Source organism: Lederbergia sp. B243.17 (assembly GCF_057657925.1).
Genome location: NZ_JBWBKF010000090.1, coordinates 23,190 through 29,189, shown reverse-complemented (window position 1 = coordinate 29,189; position 6,000 = coordinate 23,190). Strand labels below are relative to the sequence as shown.

4 protein-coding genes are annotated in these 6,000 nt (G+C 48.3%); 2 read left to right on the top strand and 2 right to left on the bottom strand.

Annotated elements, in window-relative coordinates; genetic code table 11:
- A partial coding sequence (locus AC0TWI_RS18970) for a transposase (RefSeq protein WP_488127908.1) occupies positions 1-125 on the top strand: 125 nt, incomplete at its 5' end.
- 147 nt (positions 126-272) lie between these two features.
- Here AC0TWI_RS18970 and AC0TWI_RS18965 read toward each other — a convergent pair.
- Together AC0TWI_RS18965 and AC0TWI_RS18960 are read right to left on the bottom strand one after the other, a co-directional pair.
- Entirely contained in the window at positions 273-2,375 is a 2,103-nt protein-coding gene (locus AC0TWI_RS18965; RefSeq protein ID WP_488127907.1) for a GDYXXLXY domain-containing protein, read from the bottom strand.
- Positions 2,376-2,498: 123 nt separating this feature from the next.
- On the bottom strand, positions 2,499-2,945 hold the full coding sequence (locus AC0TWI_RS18960; RefSeq protein WP_488127906.1) for a universal stress protein: 447 nt from the start codon (positions 2,943-2,945) through the stop codon (positions 2,499-2,501).
- 285 nt (positions 2,946-3,230) lie between these two features.
- Between AC0TWI_RS18960 and ppc the strand changes: the two genes are divergently transcribed.
- Complete coding sequence (gene ppc, locus AC0TWI_RS18955) at positions 3,231-5,981, top strand: phosphoenolpyruvate carboxylase (RefSeq protein WP_488127905.1); 2,751 nt, start codon at positions 3,231-3,233, stop codon at positions 5,979-5,981.
- Positions 5,982-6,000 lie beyond the last annotated feature (19 nt).

Here is a 6,000-nt window from a genome sequence, read left to right as displayed (position 1 = left end):
ATGGCATGCGGTGGACAACCCTTAGGGGGCTAAAAAAATTGTCCATGCAGGCGATGCTGACTTTTGCTGCTTTAAACCTTAAGAAGCTGGCCAACTGGACATGGAAAACGCCAGTTATGGCGTAATCGGATCGGGTACAATCGTAAACGACAGCTCATCTTTAATAAATATCACTTCTAAATGACAAAAGGGTTGGAAATCAAATCGATTTCCAACCCTTTTGTCTACACTCTGAAGAAATCCAGCCTGAAAAGGCTGGATTTCTTCTTTTTTTATTCTACACTCTCCAACATTGCATTCCCCGACTTGCCGACCCGGACATTTGCATACTTGACCCGGCCTTCCATTTCCAGCCCTTCACCTGCTGGGACAAAATACGTTTCAATTCCATAGATTACTTCATCCGGGCCGTTCATCCGGCCGTTGATGATAACGTCACCCGGCTGTGGTTCATATGGCCGATTCCATTTTCCGCGGTTCTGGATATAACCTGCGTACTCGTATATCTTGCTGCTGTTTTCTCTCAAAACGAGCTTTACTTTTTGATTCCACTGCATCCGGGTACTCGGCGCAGAAACATCTGAAATGTTGAACCGAAGCCGAATATAATCCCCCTGAAGCAAAGAACGCGGATCGACCGGCCGCACCTCCAGTCTTACATTGGCACCGTCACGGAGAAGCGCCTCACTCGATGCCGCCTGGTAGCCAGTCATACCCAATTGCAGCAAAATGACAGCAAGCAGCAACGGTAGCTTATAGGAAATGCGCGCCTCCGGAAGCACAATCCCTTTCCTCTTTTCCACATAACTGGTCAATGCCAGCAAAGCAAGACCAATTAACAGGAAGAGAACCGACTTATGAACAAGATCCCACAAAAATTCATAGTACTTATAAACGAAATAGAGGAGCAGGAAGATGAGAGCCGACGTCCACTCCCAAGGCTGGCGCTCCTTTTTCACAAGGAACAGGACCGATCCGGCTGCCAGTAAAAACAGCAGATTATACAGAATCTGCAGCGGCAGCTCGAGATTCAGTACCGTCAACAGCAAAAAGTTCAGACCCCCGATTTCCAGTGCCATATAGCGCGTGACCCGATCCTGTTTACGCAACAAGTAATAAACAAAGTTGGCCGCTGTCAGAATGAGCACGACGCCCTGAGTCAGGTCGAAATAACGGAAGAGAACGGTGAGCAGCACAAGATTCTCCATCACGTACAAAAACCCTCTGACACTGCGGCTTTTCACCCGGAACAATGCAAAGCCAATGATTACGAAAAGCACAAGGTTAAACAGCAGACTGTTCTCTGTAAAGCTTGTTCCGTAGGCGATGAGCACCCCTGTCAAAAGAATCGGCGACGTGATTTGCACGGGCCACTTCATCAGGAGGCCGGGCACAATCAGGAACACAATGGCAAAGACAAACAGGCCGCGCCAAGCCATCTCTGTAAAGACCAGAAAAAATAAGCCGGTGATCGCTGATGTCGCAAACAGCGTTGCCACCGTTGTAATCAACCCCGTCACAACAGAGGCAAGCAGTTTTCCCCCTCCCTCTCTGCCAAAAACCTTTGCAAGGAAAAAGCTCAACCCGATCAGCACTGCTGCCAATATTAGAAAGAAGACGAGTGCCCAATCTCCGAGATATGGTGCTATCCATATCAATCCTCGTGACAGTGAGTAAATCGTTGCAAACGCCGCATGCAGGACGAGGAAAGAACCCTTCGTCCGGCCCTTTGCGAAATAGAAAAACCCGCCGGCCGCCCCTAGCACATAAAGGCCATTGCTGAGCCATTTGTAAACGGGAACCTCACTCACAAGCGCTAGAAAGATGAGAAGGCCCTGCATCATGATGAATGCTGCATAACGAAGCATTTCCGAACGGACACGATTCCTGCTGCACAGAAGGAACAGAAGACCGTTCAGCACGACGAGACCGAACAGACACCAAAACCATTCATGTTCCGTTCTTACCGCAAAATACGCGGACGGTGACATATAAAAGAACACCGTTAAATGAAACAAGATAAAACCGAGAAGATAAAAAGGCGGATACTTCGTCAGAAACGCCAGCAGCAAGACTGGAATCAACCAGACAAGAAACAACGTATAACTGTCGGCATGAGAATTGTAAATCTGGCCGAGCAACGCAGCTGACAAGCCGAACGCAAGGCTTGAAGCGAACAGAAGCCAGTCGCTCAGAAAATGCCCGCGCCTCTTGCCGAACCTTTTCAACAGAAAATGAAGCCCGTAAAACAGCACAAGCAGACCGACACTGAGACCAACCTTTTCCAACCGCCCAAAGCCCTGCCAATTCGATGCAAAGAAATAAAATACCCCTGCCAACACAAAACCTAAACCAACCAAATAACCTGTCTTCACCAACCTGTCCACCTCCCAATGCTGGCCCTTGCATCGTTCTTCATCACCATAGGACCTACCCTTGTGATGCGTTAAAATGCGTCACTTTCTTTATAGTTCATTGTATGTCTGGACAGTACAGGTTCAGTCCTTTTCACTGCGGACGATGAGGACATCGCATTTCGCCTGGCGTGCGACGTGTTCTGATACACTGCCGAGCAAAATCCGTTCCACTGCATTTATACCGGTAGCTCCGCAAACGATCAAATCAGCGTGGACCTTCTTTTCCGCATGCTTTGTGATCGCTACCTTTGGAGACCCGACTTCCAACAATGCCTCCACCTGTCCGATACCTTCTTCTTTCGCCTTCTTTACATACCCTTCCAGCAATTCTTTTCCATGCTTTTTAGCCCGCTGGCCAAAGTGCAAATCATATCGTTCAATCCCGCGGTAACGGGCCGTATCGACAACATGGACAATGTTAACCGCACCATCGTTCCGCTTTGCAATCTCGACCGCCTTACGGAATGCCCAATCGCCTTCCTTCGAGCCATCAACTGCAACCAAAATCTGTTTATAGACCATCTCCATCTAGTCCCACTCCTTTTTCTTCGCTTACCCCTATTAAACTATGAAAGCTTCCACGAAAACAACCAAAAAAAGGCAGTCTGCTTTTTATTTTCTGGCTTCGCACTCCCCTCCATGCGCATAGCGCCAACCCATATCAATTGCCTCTCTCTATCACTTATGATAAAATTCTTGTACTTTCAGGTCGTACAGATTCTATCGGAAAAGGACAGTTTTTATCTCCGGGAGATAAACTGTCCTTGATTTATTCCGAATGTAGCAGAGTGAGGGAAGAAGGAGGAAATAGGGATGACCGAGACCATGGATAATAATGCGTTATTGCGCAGCGACGTGAAAACTCTGGGGAATATACTCGGAGAAATATTAGTTCACCACGGCGGCGAAGAGCTGCTGGACAAAGTTGAATCAATCCGGGAAATGACGAAGAGCATACGAAAAGAGTTCAACGAAGAAACATATGGCCGGCTAAAAGAAGAAATCAGCAGGCTTGAACCACCCGTGCGACCGCAAGTGATCCGGGCATTTTCCATTTATTTTTACCTGATCAATATTGCTGAACAGAACCACCGCATTCGCCGGAGACGGCAATATTTGCTTGAAAGCAGCGGCAGCCAGCCTTTTTCATTGGAAGATGCTGTTTCTAAAGTTAAAGACTATGAGCTTTCCAGTGATGAGATACAGAAAGTGCTGAATGAACTGTCCATTGAACTGATCATTACTGCTCACCCTACAGAAGCAACGAAACGGACCGTGCTTGAAATTCAAAAAAGAATTTCTTCAATTTTGCAAAAGCTAGACAATCCGATGACAATTCCAAACGAAAGAACACTACTTGAGGAAAGCCTGTTCAATGAAGTAACTGCTCTTTGGCAGACAGACGAGCTTCGCCACCGCAAGCCGCGCGTACTCGATGAAGTGAGAAACGGCCTCTATTATTTCGACCAGACGCTGTTCGATACGCTGCCGGCGATCCACCAGGAACTTGAACTGCAGCTGCAGAAACAGCTTCCGGATAACCAGTGGGACGTTCCGAACTTCCTTCGTTTCGGCTCCTGGATTGGCGGAGACCGAGATGGAAACCCGAATGTAACCCCAGAGATTACTTGGACAACATTGGAGATGCAGCGGGAACTTGTACTGAGGAAATATGATGAAGCCATTGTTGAATTAATGAGGCGATTCAGCCAGTCAACAGAGCGAATCGACATTGACCAGCAGCTGATCGAGGCCGTTGATCAAGAAGAAGCGGCATACTTAAAAGATGATGAAAGATGGCCGATTTCTTCAGAAATATATCGAAGGAAGTTTGCCATTATTCTGAAACGCCTGCGCGATGTCGGCAAATCAGAGGCCGGCTACCAGAATTCAGAGGAGCTTTTGGCTGACTTGGTGCAAGTGCGAACATGTGCCGAAAAGCATCAGCCTGTCCAAAGAAAAATGAAAGCTATCCGCAAGCTGATCCGTCAAGTTCAATTATTCGGATTCCACCTTGCCACTTTGGACATTCGGAACCATAGCGGTGAACACGAGGCGGCAATCAATGAACTTCTCCGCGCTGTCAACATTACGGAAAACTATTCCGAGCTCTCTGAGAAGGAAAAAGTCGACGTATTAAACAAGGTGTTGAACGATCCGAGACCTTTGCTTCTTTTTGACGAAGTGTACTCCAAAGAGACGCAAAAAGTGCTGAATGTGTTCAAAATGATCAAACGGGCTCACAAGGAATTCGGCAAGCGTTCAATCGAAGTGTATCTGATCAGCATGACGCAATCATCGAGCGACCTGCTGGAAGTGCTGCTATTAGCCAAAGAAGCAGGCATTTACCGCCGCTATGCCGACGGAAAGATCGAGAGCGACATTCATGTGGCACCGCTTTTGGAAACAATTGACGACCTTGTCGCCGGCCCGAAAATCATGCGGAACCTATTCGAAATGGATGTGTACCGCAAGCAACTGGAAGCTCGGGGCGACCATCAGGAAATCATGCTCGGCTACTCGGACGGCAGCAAGGACGGCGGCACATTGACCGCAAACTGGAAGCTGTTCAAAGCCCAGCAAGAAATTCACAATATGGCGCGTGAATACGATATCCGCTTGAAGTTTTTCCATGGCCGCGGCGGTTCACTCGGGCGCGGGGGCGGCTCGCTCAACACGAGTATTCTTTCCCAGCCGGTTGAAACATTGGGCGATGGCGTCAAAATTACCGAGCAAGGCGAAGTGCTGTCATCAAGATACTTGCTCGAGGATATTGCCTACCGGAATCTCGAACAGGCGGCATCCGCCCTTTTCGAAGCATGCGCACGCGTATCAAGCGCTCCGGAACAGATCGAATTCCGCAAACCGGAATGGGAAACAGCGATGGAAAGCATTTCTGCGAAATCATTGGAGAAATACTCATCACTCGTTTTTGGAGACCCTGATTTCCTTACCTATTTCAACCAGGCCACTCCTTTGAAAGAGCTTGGTGCCTTGAACATTGGTTCACGGCCGATGAGCAGAAAAAACAGCCAACGATTCGAAGACTTGCGTGCGATCCCATGGGTATTCGCTTGGACGCAATCGAGGCATATGCTTCCTGCCTGGTATGCAGCCGGCACAGGTCTTTCTTTCTTTATCGAGCAAGGAGAAGAGAAGCTTGCCATCCTTCAAGAAATGTATAAAAAATGGCCGTTCTTCCATTCAACCATCAACAATTTGCAAATGGCTCTGATGAAGGCCGATATGAAAACGGCGAAAGAATATTTGCAGCTGGTTGAGGACAAGGCAATTGCCGACCGGATCTTTGGCAATATCTCTGAAGAATACAACCGTACGCGTGAGGCGCTGCTGAAGATCACCGGTAACGATGAACTGCTTGCCCACACGCCAAATATCCAAGAATCGGTCCACCGCCGCAATCCGTATGTAGACCCGCTGAACTACCTGCAGGTCCACCTGATCGATAAATTGCGCGAAACAGACCACCCTTCAGACGATCTCGTCACCGAAGTGCTGTTGACCATCAATGGCGTGGCTGCGGGACTCGTGAATACAGGCTGATACAGCAAACCGGCTCTCA